The sequence below is a fragment of the Enterococcus sp. GC34 genome (genome assembly GCF_040886645.1).
In the GTDB taxonomy this organism is placed as follows: domain Bacteria; phylum Bacillota; class Bacilli; order Lactobacillales; family Enterococcaceae; genus Enterococcus; species Enterococcus faecalis.
The window spans coordinates 80,754-95,047 of the sequence record NZ_JBFOEF010000002.1 but is presented as its reverse complement, the minus strand read 5'-3'; the positions used below and the strand labels follow the sequence as shown (position 1 = coordinate 95,047).

General features: G+C 35.8%; 13 protein-coding genes. 4 read left to right on the top strand and 9 right to left on the bottom strand.

Translation table 11 applies throughout. The features are described from left to right. Positions 1-13 precede the first annotated feature (13 nt). Together AB3I72_RS02835 and AB3I72_RS02830 are read right to left on the bottom strand one after the other, a co-directional pair. A complete protein-coding gene (locus tag AB3I72_RS02835) occupies positions 14-352 on the bottom strand; it encodes a hypothetical protein (protein WP_002356871.1) in 339 nt (112 codons plus the stop codon). 83 nt (positions 353-435) lie between these two features. Next, entirely contained in the window at positions 436-1,140 is a 705-nt protein-coding gene (locus tag AB3I72_RS02830) for a zinc metallopeptidase (protein WP_002384290.1), read from the bottom strand. 198 nt (positions 1,141-1,338) lie between these two features. Between AB3I72_RS02830 and AB3I72_RS02825 the strand changes: the two genes are divergently transcribed. Further along, positions 1,339-1,692, top strand: coding sequence for a YxeA family protein (locus AB3I72_RS02825; protein ID WP_010822997.1), 354 nt, complete (start codon positions 1,339-1,341; stop codon positions 1,690-1,692). Positions 1,693-1,732: 40 nt separating this feature from the next. Here AB3I72_RS02825 and AB3I72_RS02820 read toward each other — a convergent pair whose 3' ends face one another. Both AB3I72_RS02820 and treP read right to left on the bottom strand, forming a co-directional pair. Next, complete coding sequence (locus AB3I72_RS02820; RefSeq protein WP_002356866.1) at positions 1,733-2,737, bottom strand: nucleoid-associated protein; 1,005 nt, start codon at positions 2,735-2,737, stop codon at positions 1,733-1,735. Between the two features lie 127 nt (positions 2,738-2,864). Beyond that, entirely contained in the window at positions 2,865-4,331 is a 1,467-nt protein-coding gene (gene treP, locus AB3I72_RS02815; RefSeq protein ID WP_002388267.1) for a PTS system trehalose-specific EIIBC component, read from the bottom strand. A 211-nt stretch (positions 4,332-4,542) separates the two neighbouring features. Here treP and AB3I72_RS02810 point away from each other — a divergent pair, with 211 nt between their 5' ends. Continuing rightward, positions 4,543-4,923, top strand: coding sequence for a VOC family protein (locus tag AB3I72_RS02810; protein WP_002356864.1), 381 nt, complete (start codon positions 4,543-4,545; stop codon positions 4,921-4,923). A 21-nt stretch (positions 4,924-4,944) separates the two neighbouring features. Then, entirely contained in the window at positions 4,945-5,427 is a 483-nt protein-coding gene (locus tag AB3I72_RS02805; RefSeq protein WP_002356863.1) for an SRPBCC family protein, read from the top strand. Between the two features lie 43 nt (positions 5,428-5,470). Here the strand turns inward: AB3I72_RS02805 and AB3I72_RS02800 are convergent, their stop codons facing one another. Next, positions 5,471-6,583 carry an FUSC family protein gene (locus AB3I72_RS02800; RefSeq protein WP_086280159.1) on the bottom strand — a complete coding sequence of 371 codons (1,113 nt, stop codon included), beginning with the start codon at positions 6,581-6,583 and terminating at the stop codon, positions 5,471-5,473. Between the two features lie 172 nt (positions 6,584-6,755). Here AB3I72_RS02800 and AB3I72_RS02795 point away from each other — a divergent pair, with 172 nt between their 5' ends. Beyond that, on the top strand, positions 6,756-8,897 hold the full coding sequence (locus tag AB3I72_RS02795) for a GH92 family glycosyl hydrolase (protein ID WP_002374433.1): 2,142 nt from the start codon (positions 6,756-6,758) through the stop codon (positions 8,895-8,897). A 40-nt stretch (positions 8,898-8,937) separates the two neighbouring features. Here the strand turns inward: AB3I72_RS02795 and AB3I72_RS02790 are convergent, their stop codons facing one another. The 4 genes from AB3I72_RS02790 to AB3I72_RS02775 all read right to left on the bottom strand — a co-directional run bounded on the left by AB3I72_RS02790 (position 8,938) and on the right by AB3I72_RS02775 (position 14,287). Further along, positions 8,938-10,419 (bottom strand): response regulator transcription factor, encoded by a 1,482-nt coding sequence (locus AB3I72_RS02790; protein WP_002356858.1) that lies wholly within the window; start codon positions 10,417-10,419, stop codon positions 8,938-8,940. 11 nt (positions 10,420-10,430) lie between these two features. Then, the gene (locus AB3I72_RS02785; protein WP_002356857.1) at positions 10,431-12,161 is read right to left on the bottom strand and encodes a sensor histidine kinase; all 1,731 of its coding nucleotides are present in this window, start codon (positions 12,159-12,161) and stop codon (positions 10,431-10,433) included. Beyond that, positions 12,115-12,750, bottom strand: a complete 636-nt coding sequence (locus AB3I72_RS02780; protein WP_086280156.1) for a YesL family protein — start codon at positions 12,748-12,750, stop codon at positions 12,115-12,117. The genes AB3I72_RS02785 and AB3I72_RS02780 overlap by 47 nt, the downstream gene beginning before the upstream one ends. Before the next feature lie 70 nt (positions 12,751-12,820). After that, the gene (locus AB3I72_RS02775) at positions 12,821-14,287 is read right to left on the bottom strand and encodes an ABC transporter substrate-binding protein (RefSeq protein WP_002369012.1); all 1,467 of its coding nucleotides are present in this window, start codon (positions 14,285-14,287) and stop codon (positions 12,821-12,823) included. Positions 14,288-14,294: the final 7 nt, after the last annotated feature.

Below are 14,294 nucleotides of genomic sequence, written 5' to 3'. Positions count from 1 at the left end.
TAGGCCATCTTTTTTACTTCATTGCATCTTCAATAAATGTGAAAAAGCGTTCTTTTAAAGAATCTGTATTGTCTTTAACTTTTTCGCCATATTCAGCTAATTTTGAACCGCCATCTTTCACACGATCAACAACATTTAAAACAGAATCTAATTCATCATCGGATAAATCATCGACAATCGATAATAATTTTTGGTTTCCATCAAATTTATCGTCTACAAACTTTTTAACTTTATAACGATTGGAAACATGAGATACCTTCTTAATAATTTTTTCAGAAGCGATGACTGCAACAGAGACACTTGCAACTGCAGCAATGCTTAAACCGATACCAATTTTTGTTGATGCTTTCATTTCCTTCAGCTCCTCTGTTATTTTCTACTTTAATCATAACATATTATTACTTTTATGCGTAATAGAAAGACCTTTACTAGCACTTAGTCTCGTCGGTTATTGCCACCAAATAAAATAACCAAACGTAAAAGTTGTAAAAAGGTCGAAAGCGCCGCTGCTACGTAGGTAAGTGCTGCTGCAAAAAGAACTTTTCTGGCCATAGGGACTTCTTCTTCTGTTAATAACCCACCTTCAGAAAGAATACTTAATGCACGTCTAGACGCATTAAACTCCACTGGTAAGGTCACCAATTGAAAAATCAAGGCTAATGAAAAAGCCAAAATTCCAATGTTGATTAACGTTTGATTCCAACTAAATAATACACCAATCAAAATTAGTGGAAAGGAGATGGTTGAGCCAATGTTGGCAACTGGAACAATGGCTGCACGAAGACGTAAAGGCACATAGTTCGTATGATCTTGTACCGCATGTCCGCATTCATGAGCCGCCACGCCAATAGCCGCGACCGATGTCGATTGAGCAGTGGCTTCGGATAAGCTCAACATTTTGTTTCCAGAATTATAATTGTCGGTTAAATCACCAGCAATTTGCTGAACTCCAACATCATTAATTTGTTCTTTTTGTAAAATATATTGTGCTGCCTGCGTGCCTGTAACATGTTTACTGCTTCGTACTTGATCATATTTACGAAAGGTACTGTTAACATATGCGGAGGCCGCACCAGAAATCGCAATTCCAATAATTACCAATATATAGGTTGGATCGATTCCAAAATAAAAGGGCATCATTGTCCTCTACCTCCATCTTTTTTTCTTTATTGTAGCATGATAGTGAAAAAAAGGGAGCGACAAACGTTGTCTTTTGTTTAAAAAAATGATGAATTTTTCAAGAAAGTGCCGAAACTAACAAAATTGTCACTCAATTAACGGAAAAAAATATGGCGAATTTCCTAAAAAAAAGGCATACTATTCCTTGAGGTGAGGAAAATGAAAACATTACTAAAAATATTAATTCCCATAGTCATTTTAGCCGGTGGTAGCTGGGGTGTTTATAATTACTATTACGGTGGAGAAGCCTATTATACACAAATCACAACATCTGGTGAAAAGAAAGATGAAAAAACAAATTCTGGTGAAGCAATGACCATTTATTACTATCAACAATCTGCGTTTAATAAAAACGGTGAAGAAAAAACCGTGGAATTAAACGAATCCCGTGATCAACCTTTGCGTATGAAAGCCTATCTAAAATTGAAAGTTAATCCCCGTAAAGGCGTGATCAGCTGGAATGAAGTGACAGAAAAAGAAGTCCCTGAAAAAGCTTTAGAAAAATTAAAATAAAGAAAAAAAGCCGTTGGTAAGCGACCAACGGTTTTTTTCTTTATAATTGATTACTAATTTTTTCGATATTTTTTAGCATGATGGACACTGTGCCATCTGGATTATTGACGAATTCAATTAAATCGCCATTGCGATAAACATCTAATGGGACAATTAATTCAATACCATTATCCATTTTTAACTTTTGTTTGCCAAATTTCTTTTCAGAAATTTCGCGAGATTCTCTGACTGGCGGTGTTTTGTCGACAAACTTCGACTCATTCACTTCTTCTTGGTAAGCTAATTTAGCTGATACATTTTCTTTAAACACTTGCTCAGCAATCTGCTCATTGTCAATCGTTCCCGTTTCCTCAATGCTATCATATACCGCTTCTTTTACAGAAGCCATTAGTTCAAACTCATCTTCGTTAAATTTCTTTCCAATACGTTTGACTGCTTTTTTAATTTCTTTGATATTTTCTTCCATGGAAGGCGCCGCTTGCGTCTCAATCACTTTTTCAGAGAAATACCAGATTTTTTCTCCTGAAAATTCATATCTTTTCTCTAGTAATTCAAACGCTAATGTATCTAAGTCAACCGTAATCCCTTCATCTGGTTTTTGTGATTTTGAAGACAAAATTGCTCGATTGATAATCAGTTTGTTATAAACGGATTCTTCTTCATAGTCGACGTAATGCGTGTAACTTTCTTTATAGTTTAATTTAATCATTGCGACATGTAACACCGTATCTAATTCATATAAAATGAACAAAATATCAGCACTAGGCGCATCTTCGCTTCCTGAATAAACATCATACCAATGTTGGGTAACTTCTTGGCTTTTCTTCACAAAATCACTAGGAATCCCACGTAACGTGTCAACAAAGGAACTATTTTCCGCCAATGTTCCAGTCTTTGTTTGTGCAGTCGAAAGTTTTGAAATTTTTGCAGTTAAATACGTTCGAATATACTCAGTGGTTAAATCTAGTTCCTTTTCAGAGAAAACCGGCGTCCCAGTTTCTCGATCAATAATGTGTAAAATTGCTTTTTTTAAATAAATATCCATTTTTACGCTCTCCTTTTCTCAACCTTTTTAGTCTAACTGAAAGAGAGAAAAAAGCCAATAGTTTCTATAAAAAGAAGAAGAATTCGTAGACAAATGTCTACGAATTCTTCTTAACTTCAAAAAGCGATTACCCTTCTTCGCTGTATAACATCCCTGTTGCTTCATCAACTGGATCGACTTTATTAAAGATGCCTTTCTTTCTGAAAATATAAGTTAAGCCCATTGGTACGATAATGGCAATCACCATTGCGACTAAAAACGGCAAGTAATATTGTGGCACAATAGATAAAATTCCTGGCAAGCCACCGACGCCGATACTTGTCGCACGAACGCCCATTAAAGTGGCAAACATTCCGGCCATTGCCGAACCAATCATGCCCGCAACAAATGGATAAACATATTTTAAGTTGATCCCAAACATCGCTGGTTCAGTCACACCTAGGTAACAAGAAATCATCGCTGGAATCGAAACTTGTTCTTCTTTTTTGTTTCCACGATGCATAAAGATAACTGCTAAAACCGCTGAACCTTGTGCAATATTTGATAGAGCAATCATTGGCCATAAGTTGGTTGACTGAAAGTCAGCAATCAACTGTAAATCAATCGCATTACTCATATGATGCAACCCAGTGATGACTAATGGTGCGTACATAAAGCCAAAGACGGCGCCAAATAACCAATTAAATGTTGACGTTAATCCTGCATTTACGATATCAGAAACCCAACTACCAATCGTCCAACCGATTGGTCCTAAAATGACATGTGCAGCCAATACTGTTGGTACTAAAGCAAACAATGGGACAAAAATCATTGAAATTGCTTGAGGAATCACTTTTCTAAAGAAAATTTCAAGATAGGCAAGTAAGAAGCCGGCTAACATGGCTGGGATAACTTGCGCTTGATAACCAATCATGTTAACTTGAGCAAACCCAAAATCCCAGAAAGGAATTTCTGCTGCTTTAGTCGTCGCAACTGAATAAGCATTCAAAAGTTGTGGTGAGACTAATGTAATCCCTAGGACAATCCCCAAAATTTGTGTGGTTCCCATTTTCTTCGTAATACTCCACGTAATCCCAACTGGCAAGAAGTGGAAAATTGCTTCGCCGATTAACCATAAGAATGAATTGACTCCATTCCAAAATTGAGAAACTTCCACGATTGTTTGACCATCAAGAAAGCCAAATGGAACCCCTTCCAAAATATTGCGGAACCCTAAAATCAATCCCCCGATAACAAGTGCAGGAATCAATGGTGTAAAAATCTCAGCTAAAACAGAAACAACTCGTTGAACAGGACTCAAATTACTTTTGGCAGCTGCTTTCCCTTCTTCTTTTGAAACCCCTTCTAAACCGGAAATTGCAGAAAAATCATTATAAAATTGTGGGACTTCATTCCCAATAATTACTTGAAACTGTCCAGCATTGGTAAAGGTTCCTTTTACAGAAGGAATATCTTCAATCACAGGTACATCCGCTTTTTTTGGATCTTTTAATACAAAACGCATTCGAGTTGCACAATGAGAAACAGCTGAAATATTTTCTTTGCCTCCTACTGCTTTCAACAACTGTTGTGCATCGCTTTGAAACTTACCCATTTTACATTCTCCTCTCAAACTTGTATATACAATTAAGTTGTATATACATCATACTCGATTATTCTTTTTTTGGCAAGCGCTTTCTTTCGAAAAAATAATTTTATTTTTTTACAAATCCCTTGTCTTTTCTTAAAGAGTCAAACAGAACGCTTTTTTAGCTGCTTCTTTATTGCTATACTACAGAGGGAAAAAACGAAAAGGAGTATGAAAAATGTTTTTTAAAGAAATTCATCATGTGGCAATCAATGCCTCAAATTATCAAGCAACTAAAAATTTTTATGTCGAAAAGTTGGGCTTTGAAGTTCTTCGCGAAAATCATCGTCCCGAAAAAAACGATATTAAATTAGATTTAAAATTAGGCAGCCAAGAATTGGAAATTTTCATTTCTGATCAATTTCCCGCTCGCCCCTCTTATCCTGAAGCTTTAGGATTACGTCATTTAGCTTTTAAAGTTGAACATATTGAAGAAGTGATTGCTTTTTTAAATGAGCAAGGAATTGAAACAGAACCGCTACGAGTAGATGATTTTACGGGTGAAAAAATGACCTTCTTTTTTGATCCAGATGGACTACCTTTAGAACTTCATGAATAATAAATAAAGGAGAGAAACAAAATGAAAGATACCTTTCGCTTAGAAAACCAGACGATTTATTTTGGTACAGAACGGGCAATTTCAGCCAGCCCTCAAACGATTTGGCGCTACCTCACTGAGACAGACAAGCTAAAACAATGGTTTCCAGAATTAGAGATTGGTGAATTAGGTGTTAACGGGTTTTGGCGGTTTATTCTGCCCGATTTTGAAGAAACGATGCCTTTCACTGATTATGCAGAGGAAAAATATCTGGGCGTGACTTGGGATACTGGTATCATCTATTTTGACTTAAAAGAACAAGCACCTCATCAGACCCTGTTAGTCTTCTCAGAATCTCTCCCAGAAAATTTTACAACACCTCGCCATAAAGATATCGCTGGTTGGTCAATTGTTCTCAACCGCTTGAAGCAAGTAGTTGAAACCCCTGATGCAGCACCAGAAAAAATAGATTTTCCGCAAATAGAAAATCATTACTTGGAAAAATTAACGAATTTAGAAAATTAAAAAGTGTGGCACAACGGGTAAATAACCCTTTGTGCCACACTTTTTAAAAACGTAAAATACGCTGATAAACAAATAAACCTAAATCAATTAAACAAACAACAAAAATTGCCAATAATACAAAAGAGACCCGCAACTCTGCGGCGTACATCCCTCGTAAACTAATTGTTGCCAAACATAACCCAAAAATCGTTGCCATTGTCACTTGTAACACGGTTCCTGGTTTTAGGGCATAAACAAAAATGCCAATCAAACTAGAAACAACGAGGTGTGTCATTGGCAATTGAAGCCAATTGACAACAAACAGACTAAGGAAACATCCTAAAAGAGTCCCCCAAAAACGTGTCTTAATACGCGTGTTCATTTCTGCTTTCACTGGATGCAAGAGTAGAAAAACATTCATCGGAATCCAAATTATTTTAATGCCTCCTACACTCCACATTAAAATAAAACTCAGCGTAATGGTGAAACTCATACGAACAGCTAAACGAAATCGTTGCACCCTTTCGTCAGGACTTTCTAAAAATTGTTTGAAACTTGTGATCCCAAAAAAAGTCTGTTGTAAGTCGTGCCAGAAATTAATAACCGCCAATTTTTGTTGTTTCATATTTAATTGAATGCTTTTAAAAAAGCGAACATGGCCTCTACTCTTTAAGCTGGTTAGCTGACTTAATCCTGTTTGCCACCAAGCGTTTAATGTTAAAGCCAATAAAAAAAGACCAATTAAAAAGGCCACAACTTGAGATTGCATCAAAAATGTATTTCCTTTAACCTGGATTAACTGACAAAACGTAAACATCATCAAATAACTATGATACCGCATCGGTGTCGCAGATGAATAAAATAAATAAACAATTAAAAATGTCACACTACTATTTAAAATAATAGACCAGCTAAAGGAACTACTGGCTATAAATGCTAAAAAACTGATCACAAATTGCCTGATACTCATTTTGAGCAGCGCTACAAACGAATAATCTTTTTTATAGTTAATTTTAAACATAATAGTAAATACAGGCACCATAATTAAATAGCTTGGGGAAAATAAAAAATCCAATGTATAAAAACTAACCAAAAAAAAGGCGATGACTGGGAAAATGGCCCAAACATACGCAAAAAATTGCTGACTTTTTGTACTAAGAAAATAAATAACAATCACTCCAATATCGATTCCTTATCCATTGTAACATGCTTGTCAATTCCCTTTCCAAATTGAATATACCAATTCGTTAAAAATAAATAAAAAAGCAAATAAATACGCTTTCATTTCTCGTTTTTTGTGCTATAATCAGCCTATATGATATATCATTTAAAACAAAGGAGCTACTTTCATGAATATTCAAGCGATTGATACGCGACACGGAACTGCCAACCAACATAGTTTTTCAAATGGAAATTGTCTACCCTATACTGGCGTGCCATTTGGGATGAACTTTTACGCCCCGCAAACAACTGACCAAAAAGGCAGCTGGTGGTTTCATCCAGAAGATCGAACATTTCAAGGCTATCGAGTAACGCATCAACCAAGTCCTTGGATGGGTGATTTTAGCCATTTATTAATGACCCCTGTCAGTGGTTCATTGTCGGAACTTTCTTTATTCCATGCCCAAAGTTCTTATCGTCCAGAAGAAAGCCTTTTTTCTCCTGTCGAAATTAACTTAACTCAATTACGCTATCAAATAACTTCTCAATTAATCCCAAGCATGTATGGTGGTATCTTAACCATTGATTATCAACAAAAAGATAATCACTTACTGCTAACTCTGCCTGGACGTTATCAAGTAAAACAATTAGATGACCATCAAGTGGCTGTAAAAGTCATCAACTATTCTGGTTGTGAAGATCCAGATTTTAGTTTTTATTTTGTGCTTCATTTTGAACAGCCTTTAACCAAATGGTTTGCCCCTTCTTCAGGTGAAGATGGCAAAATCCTTCTTTCTTTTGGAAATATTGCTCAACAAGTTGTTCATTTTAGTAGTTCATTTATTTCTGAAAAACAAGCGCAGTTAAATTTAGCGCGAGAAATCTCTTTGCGTTCTACTGAGATGCTGCAACAAGGAATCGCAGATTGGCATAATTATTTCGATCGCCTTAAAGTAACGCATGAAAATCCTGAACATACTAAAACGTTTTATCATACACTGTATCGAACATTCCTATTTCCGCAAACCTTTTATGAATTGGACGAAAATCAGCAGCCGATTCATTATGATACGTTCTCGCAAACGGTTCGTCCTGGTGTACTATATACCAATAATGGCTTTTGGGATACTTATAAAACGGTCTACCCATTGTTCTCACTAATTGCTCAAGAAAAATACGAAGAGATGCTAGAAGGCTTTTTAAATAGTTACAACGAAACAGGTTTCTTGCCAAAATGGTTATCGCCAGATGAGCGTGGTTTAATGCCCGGCACCTTGATTGACGCTGTCATTGCTGATGCCGCCGTGAAAAAGATTCGTCCTGACTTGATGCCTCAGTTCCTAGAAGCGATGAAAAAAGGCGCCACACAACAAAGCGAACGAGAAAATTATGGACGTCAAGGAACTCTGGATTATCTAAAATATGGCTATGTTCCTTCAACCTATCATGAATCTGTCAATCATACCTTAGACTATGCGTACAGCGATTTCTGTATTTCGCAAGTTGCAAAAACACTGAATGATTCAGAGACCGCAACGTTTTATCGTCAACAAGCCTTGAATTATCAACAACTTTTTAATCCTGAAACTGGCTTTATGCAAGCCAAGGATACTGAAGGCAATTTCCGTCCTGACTTTTTAGATATTCGTTGGGGCAAAGATTACGCCGAAGGAAGTGCTTGGCAATCAAGTTTTGCGGTTTATCAAGATTTTGCAGGTTTGATTAAACTATATGGTAGCGAGTTAGCTTTCGAAAAAAAATTAATTCAGCTCTGCAATCAAGCGCCTAACTTTAACGTTGAAGGCTATGGTTTTGAAATTCATGAAATGAGTGAAATGGCGGCAATTGATTTTGGTCAATTAGCCATCTCAAATCAACCAAGTTTCCATTATCCGTTTCTATTCAGCTACATCGGCAAACCAGAGATGGCTCAACCACTTTTAAAACAACTAATGCAAACATTTGATGCTTCACCAACTGGCTATCCAGGTGATGAAGACAATGGTAGCATGTCTGCTTGGTATATTTTTAATAGCTTAGGCTTTTATCCCGTCACACCAGGAACTGGTGAATATGTAATCGGGATGCCTTTAGTCCAGACGGCGGAAGTAAAACTATCAAATGGTAAACAATTAACCATTCAGACATCACCAAACAAAGTCCAACAACAATTTATTCATGAAATTCAGTTAAACCAAGAAAAACATACTGCGCCTTATTTTACTCATCAAGAACTATTAAACGGCGGGACTTTAGATTATCAATTAGGGATTGTCCCGAATCCACAAAACACAGCAGAACGACCGTTTTCATTAAGTACAGAAAAATAATAAAAAGAAAGATGTTCATAAAAATTGAACATCTTTCTTTTTATTCTTCGACACCTGCGTAATTTGATTGGTATTGCTCTCGAAATTCTTTTGGCGTAATTCCATTTAATTTTTTAAACATTTTTGAAAAATAGTTGGTATTGTTAAATCCTACTTTTTCTGAAATTTCGTTGATTGTATCATCCGTGTACAATAATAATTTCTGGGCATGCTTGGTACGCACTTGATTCAAATATTGAGAAAAACTCCGCTTGGTTTCTTTTTTGAAAATTTGGCCTAAATAACTAGGGTTCAAATGGAGCTCATCCGCCACCGTTTTTAAGTTTAATTCTTCTAAATAACCTTGTTCAATTCTTTCTACAGCTTGGCTAACACTTTCTGAATATTTTTTTATTTTAGGTTTATTTTTCACTTCTGCCAAGACTTGCTGCATTAACGCATACAGTGTATTAAGATTGTTGCTGGCTCGAATTTCTTCCACGATTTTTTCATAGTTTTCTTCTAACACAGTTGGATACTGACGGGAAATATCTGAAAAAAGTAAGAAGACTACATAGCGTACATATTCTGGCGTAGCGTGTTGTTGACTTAACTGATTGAAAATAGCATCTAATTCCCGTTGAATGGTCTGCATATCCCCAATCATCAAGGCTTGGTTAAACGCTAGAAAAGTAAAATCTTCTGCCGAACGATTCATTTGTTCTTTTTGATTATTTGGCAGAAATTCTTGATAGAACGTTTCAATTGCTTGCAACTGTTTTACTTTCTCATAACTTTCATAAACCGTTTCCCATTCATTCACAGATTCCCCTACAAAAATCTGACCTTGACCAGCTAGAATCGCTTCAATTTCACGAATAAATAAGAACGCTTCTTGTCTGGCCCCTTTATAGATAAGTAACAATTGGTGGTACGTACTCATCCAACTTTCAATGAATAACAGTTGACCTTTTTTCATAAATAGTTCCTTGATTGTTTCTAAAAATGGCATCTCAGCTTCAACCAATAAAACGGTAAAATCACCTGGTTTTATAGTCGTAAATTGCTGCATTAACTCTTCGTATTCCCCTTCGCTGATTTCATCATTAAGCCAACGCATCAAGCCATTTTCTAAATATAGACGCACGCGAGCATGGGATTTTTTTTGTTGGTCCAATTCTGTTTTGATTCTTTGGATATTGGCTAATAGTTCTTGCTTATTGACTGGTTTCAAAAGATAATCTTGGACCTGCAAAGCCATGCCTTTTTTGACGTAATCAAACTCTTGATAACCTGATAAAATTAAACTAATAAATTGATGTCCTTTTTTCTTTGCTTGCTCAATTAATTCGATCCCACTCATTTCCGGCATCGTAATATCTGTTAATAAAACATCAATAGATTCTGTTTCTAAAAAAGCCAATGCTTCTTGCGCACTACGCGCTGTTTTAACAATTTCAAAACCTAACTCTTGCCAAGGAATAATCCATTTTAAGCCTTCTAAAATCATATATTCATCATCAACAAACATCACTCGATACATCTTTTCACCCCTTATGCTACAAACGAAAGACGAATTGTCGTCCCTTCTCCTTCTTTCCCTTCAATGGTTAAACCATAACTCTCCCCAAAAAAGCGTTGTAAACGTTCATGAACATTTCTTAACCCAATGGATTGTTCCGTTTCTATTTCTGTTTGATTTAAACGTTCGCGAATTTCCTCTAACCGATTGGCGGTAATTCCTTTTCCATTATCTACAACAGCCACAATAATTTTTTCGCCTTCTCGGTAGGCGTGGACCTTAATAGCATTGTCTTGTCGTTGATAGTCAATTCCATGCACAAAATAATTTTCGACAAGCGGCTGAATGATGAACTTAGGAATTTCAACATCAGCAATTGTTTCTTCTATTTCGAACTTATAGGCAAATTGATCGGGATAACGCATTTGATACAAATACACATACTTTTCGCAAAATGAGATTTCCTCTGCCAAGGTCGTGGTTTTTTCTTGGTTAATATTATTCCTAAGTAACGTTGAAAAAGCATAGACAACATCAGCTAGTTCTTCTTGTTGCCGACTCAAGGCATACATGCGAATATATTCCAACGTATTATAAAGAAAATGAGGATTAATTTGCGACTGTAATGCTCTCATGTGGGCATCGCGTTGCTTAATTTCTAAAGTATAAATATCGTGAATGTATTGATCTAAACTGTCTACCATAAAATTAATCGCGGAAGCAATATCATTCAACTCTTCCTGAACTTGATTCGTGTCAATTCGTTCTTTTAAATTGCCATCGCCAATGGCTCGTGTCGCTTCTAAAATTAATTGGACTTGTTGAGAATAGCGTTTAAATAGGCGGTTTAAGCCCACTAATAAAATAACAATCAAAAGTAACCCAATCCCTAAAATGGCTGCATAATTCATAAACAATTGTTGAAATAAGACTCGGCGGCTTGTTAATAAGAGAATGGTACTCCGGCCACTGCTTTCTATTTCCGTAATATCGTAGCGATTATGAAAAACCTGTTGAATGTCACTATCGGTGTGCATTCTTTTATCTAGTTGCCGCTCTTCTTCTTTGGTAAATTGTGCTTTTTCAGAAAAAATTTGATTTCCAGCACTATCATAGATAAACGCATTAATACCTGATTTTTTCAATAAGTCTGCTTGGTTGCCTAGCAACTCTTGACTTGAAAACACAGTGTACAACTCTCCCAGCGGTTGTCCTGTATAAGGATCGGAGATAATTCGCATTAGTTGAAAGCCATGTTTTTTAATTGATGACATATCCATTTTTTTCCCATTTGTAGCTGTGCGATTGGCGAACAAAACCTGATCAAATTCATCTAAGCGAATAATCACTTCTTCTAAGTCAGGAAAGGTGCTAAATAATGTACTTAAATTATTTCCAAAGTGGGTACTGACCCGATCTTCCGACCATTGGCTGTAAGTATAGTCAAAATACTCAGGAGGAGAAAGTTCCATATATTTTCGCATGTTTTCAATTTTACTTGCAGAGCCAGCTAATTCATTAATCATATTCGTCGCCGCATTATTTTTATTCGTTACATAGCTGTCAATTTGGGAAACGGCGTTATTTTTTTGTGAATCAATTGATAAGTTAATTGTATAAGTAACATAAACGCACAAAGCAGCCACCGTTAACAAAATAATACTTGTTAACAGTAGACTGTATTTTTGTACTAATCGATTTAATAAATATTTTTTTTTAAACAGTTTTTTGAAGATTCGCTTCATTTTGTTCCAACTTTCCATCAATAAACTGGCGATTTTTACGCGTGACATAGGCACACCACATCATAATTAAGGCAAACGAAGCAAATAGTAGCAGTCCTTTCATTTTCCAAGTTAAAGCAACGATACTAATTACACCGAATAAGACTTTAAAAAATACACCGAGGTTTAAAAAGATACTGATAAATGAAAGCTTCATTAAATCAATAGTTGAGATAAAATAGCTTCCTTCATATAGTAGCATATAAATGTAAAAAATAACGAGTATTAGGGAAACAAAAAATAAAATAAATGTAATAATTAACCACATTATTCCGGTAAATTGAACGGCTAAATAAATATTATAAAAAACAAATCCTAAAGTGAAGAGAAAAAGTAGAAAATAACAGTTACTTCTTTTAAAATGTGCTTTCCATGATTCAAATGCTCGTTTAACGGTGATTGCTTGATAATTCATGCCCTCTTCCAAAATGAAATCCGTCATCATTTGGAGTGCTGGACCAACACCAAAAATAATCCCTCCAGTTAAACTAAATAAAACAAACAGTAAATTTAGTTTGATTACTGTCCAGGAAAGGTAAAACAACCGCTGAATCCCTGTACTTTCCATCTTCCTCTTCCTTTCTATTATGTAAAAGGCTGAGCCAAAAGCGCTCAGCTAATGCCTCAGCCTCCTGTGATTATTTTTGAGATTGGATATATTCGTCTAACTGTGTTTGCATTTCTTTTTGAACTTTATCCCAGCCAGCTGTTTTTAGGTCATCCATTAATTTTGGAAGTGTTTCTTCTGGATCAACAGTTCCTGTATTTAAGCTTGCTGCGTAACGATTCATAACTGTAGCAACGTTAGTGATTTCAGTTTTCACTTTATCATTTACAAAAGTAAAACCAAGAATTGGTGAATCTTTTGCTTCTTCGATGCTCTTATCACGTTCTTTAACCATGTCTTCAGTGACAGATTCTTCTGGCCAAATGATTAAGTTGTTTCCTGTGTTCCAAGCACTCAAATGAGTTGTTGGTGTGTAATCTTTCAATAATTTCACACGATCATCGCCAACTTTTTCATATTGTTTGCCTTCTTCACCATAAACAAGTCCGTTTAGCAATTCTGGATTGCTGTTTAATAAGCCTAGCAATTCAACAGCTTTTTCTTTGTTTTTAGACGTATTTGCAACAACATAGTTAGCCATTTGCGCTTGTGCTGTTGTTTTTAATGGTTCTGTTAGTGGACGAGAAACAAGTGGTTTGCCAGCAGCTTGTGTTAAGATTGTATCACCATAATCCATAGGACCTTGTGTTTCTTGACGCATGAACCAAGTATTGGTATTTAAGTCATATGGTGTTGTACTTGTAGCAGCATCTGTTGGAATCAAGCCATCTTTATACCATTGATGTAAGACTTTTAAGTTATTAATCATGTCTTTGTCGGCATATTGGTTAATAATTTTTGGTGAGCCAGTATCAGTTGTTTTTACTGCAAATGGATATTGGTTACCAATAGGGAAGTCATAATTACCTGTTGCAAAGAATGTTTGGCCGATAGCAAAAGCAGCAATATTTGGTTCTTTTTTATGGAATTCTTTTAGAACTTCCGTTGCACTTTCATAACTACCATCAACTTTACTAATATCTAAATTGTATTTATCGACATATTCTTTATTAAAAGTTAAAACTTGTTGACCGTAAGAGTTACCTAAAATTGGGAACGCATACAGTTTTCCATTGATCGTATTTCCTTTAATATAGTTATCTGGTAATTGATCATAGGCTTCTTTGGCATATTTAGGTGCTAAATCAGTTAAATCAGCATAGGCGCCTTTTTGTGCATTCGTTGCATAATTTTGTGCTAATGAAATATCATAGCTTTCACCAGAAGCAACGATTGTTGACATTTTTTGGTCCCAATCGCCCCAACCAACAAATTCCATTTTTAATTTTGCCCCAATTTTTTTCTCGATAATCTTATTCGCATTATCGATTAATTGGTCATAATTATCTGGTTTGTCCCCAACACGATACATTAATAACGTTGGTGTACTATCATCACCTTTTGACGCTGCATCTTTTGAAGATTTACCGCACGCGCTTAGTCCTACAGCTAAAGCTGCTGCGCCAGCTACGGCTAATCCTTTTTGCCATTTTTTCATTCCTTAT